This window comes from Azonexus sp. (genome assembly GCF_036170495.1).
In the GTDB taxonomy this organism is placed as follows: domain Bacteria; phylum Pseudomonadota; class Gammaproteobacteria; order Burkholderiales; family Rhodocyclaceae; genus Azonexus.
In genome coordinates, this window is the sequence record NZ_JAVHPH010000310.1 from 1 (window position 1) to 2,634 (window position 2,634).

The following is a 2,634-nucleotide window of genomic DNA, read 5'->3' on the forward strand; positions in this document are numbered from 1 at the left end:
TCAATGGCGAAATGCGCATCTGGAAGGGCGAGACGCGGACGGTGCATTCGCCGGTTTGTGTGCAAGATACCGAGGGCAAGCTGAGCCATGTCGAACTGGGCAGCGTCCCGGTTACCGGCACGGTCGAGGCCGATGCGGCGCTGGCCGCTGCCGTCGCCGCCTACGATCACGGCCGCGGCGACTGGCCGAACCTGTCGGTGGCCGAACGCATCGCCTGCGTCGGCGATTTCACCAACCAGATCGTCGCCCGCCGCCGCGAGATCGTAAACCTGATCATGTGGGAAATCGGCAAGAGCCTGGCCGATTCGCAGAAGGAATTCGACCGCACCATCGACTACATTCGTGCCACCGTCGAGGAGCTCAAGCGGCTTGACAACAGCAATTCACGCTTCGAAATCGTCGATGGCACCATCGCCCAGATCCGCCGCTCGCCGGTCGGCATCGCGCTGTGCATGGGGCCGTACAACTACCCGATGAACGAGACCTTCAGCACGCTGATCCCGGCGCTGATCATGGGCAATGTCGTGCTCTTCAAGCCGCCGCGCTTCGGTGTGCTGCTCTACTACCCGATGCTCGAAGCCTTCCGCAGCGCCTTCCCGCCCGGCGTCATCAACATCGTTTACGGCCAGGGCCACGTCGTCGTCCCGCACATCATGGGTTCGGGCAAGGTCAATGTGCTGGCCCTGATCGGCTCCTCCGAAGTGGCCGACCAGCTCAAAAAATCGCACCCGAAAACCAACCGCCTGCGCGCCATCCTCGGCCTTGGTGCCAAGAACGCAGCGATCATCATGGCCGACGCCGACATCGAGCTGACGGTCAAGGAATGCATCACCGGTTCGCTCTCCTTCAACGGCCAGCGGTGCACGGCGATCAAGATGATCCTCGTGCACCAGTCGATTGCCGAAACTTTCCTGCGCCGCTTCTGCGAGGAAGTCGGCAAGCTGGCCATCGGCATGCCGTGGGAGTCCGGCGTCATGCTGACCCCGCTGCCCGAGATGGAAATGGTTGCCTACATGAACGAATGCATCGCCGATGCCGTGGAAAAAGGCGCCAAGGTGATCAACCCCGGCGGCGGCACCACGGTCGAGACGCTGTTCTATCCGGCTGTGCTTTTCCCGGTCAAGGAAGGCATGAAGCTCTACCGCGAGGAGCAGTTCGGCCCGATCATCCCGGTCGCCACTTTCGAGGATATCGAAACGCCGCTCGACTACGTGATCACCTCCGACCACGGCCAGCAGGTCAGCATCTTCGGCAGCGACCCGGGGCAGATCGCTTCGCTGGTCGATACCCTGGTCAATCAGGTTTGCCGGGTCAATATCAACTGCCAGTGCCAGCGCGGCCCGGACGTTTTCCCCTTCGTCGGCCGCAAGGATTCGGCCGAAGGCACGCTGTCCGTGCACGACGCCCTGCGCGCCTTCTCGATCCGCACCATGATCGCCGCCAAGCAGACGGAAGCATCGAAAAAGCTGCTCGATGCCATCGTGCTCGGCAACAAATCGAACTTCATCAATACCCACTTCATTCTCTGAGGCTTCCCACGGTCAACCGGGCTTGCTACGGTCAACCGGAAAAAACAGCCAAAATTGAAATGCCGGGGTCGAGCCTTGACGTCCGGCACAGGCCTGAACAGCTAGGGAAGTCACTCGAATCGATAGTCCTCGCCCGCATACAGCTTCCAGTCGCCATCGCCACTCAATTCCAGCACCTGCTGGTGATATTTGAGGATGGACGGCCGATGGCCGACGCTGACCAACGTTGTACTGGTCGCCGCCAACAGTCGATACAGGCTTTCTTCGTTGGCAATATCGAGGGCGCTGGTCGCTTCATCGAGGATGGCGTAGCGCGGCCCGATCAGCAGAACGCGGGCGAAGGCCACGCGTTGCTGTTCGCCGACCGACAGGACCTTGCCCCAGTCCAGTTCGGCATCCAGACCATCAAAATGGGCGGCGATGTCTGGCAGGTTCACCTGCTTCAGTACCTCCAGCAACTCGGCATCGGTCAGGCCTTTCTCGACGTTCGGGTAAAGCAGCTGGTTGCGCAAGGTTCCCTGCACCATGTAGGGCCGTTGCGGCAGAAACAGCATTTCCGTGCTATCCGGCCCGATGATGCGGCCGTTTCCCGAGTGCCACAGTCCGGCGATGGCGCGCAGCAGCGAACTCTTGCCGCAGCCGCTCGGGCCAACGATCAGTACGCCCTGCCCCGGGCTGATTTTCAGCGACAGATTCTTGAGCAGGATGCGCTCATGGTTGGGCGTCCGTAGCGTGAGCTTTTCAATGGCCAGATCGGGGCCCGGCGCAAAGCGGATGACGCGTTCTTCCGATACGGGCGCGCCGTCAGTGGCGATGAGAAAATTTCGGAAAGTGTCGAGACGCTTGATCCCCGCCGCAAACTTGCTGAGGTTGTCGAAGTTGTCGATGATCACCGTCAGCGCACTCAGGATGGCGGCGAAGGCACCGGCGGCCTGGACGGCACGGCCAACTTCAAGCTCGCCGGAAATGACCCGCTCGGCAATGATCGCACTGGGCATCACAACCGTCAGGAAGCTGTAGCCGAACTGAAACAGGTTGAGCTTCAGTTGTACCCGGATCAGCTTGCTGAGGTTCTCGAAAATGTCGTTGAAAAACCCGCCAACCA

Annotated in this window: 2 protein-coding genes; one reads left to right on the forward strand and one right to left on the reverse strand. The window is 60.9% G+C overall.

What is annotated here, in order from left to right; genetic code table 11:
* Positions 1–1,529, forward strand: a 1,529-nt coding sequence (locus tag ADADOO_RS11425; RefSeq protein WP_511277635.1) for an NADP-dependent glyceraldehyde-3-phosphate dehydrogenase, incomplete at its 5' end; no start/stop codon positions are given.
* Positions 1,530–1,639: 110 nt separating this feature from the next.
* Here the strand turns inward: ADADOO_RS11425 and ADADOO_RS11430 are convergent.
* A partial coding sequence (locus ADADOO_RS11430) for an ABC transporter ATP-binding protein/permease (RefSeq protein WP_511277636.1) occupies positions 1,640–2,634 on the reverse strand: 995 nt, incomplete at its 5' end.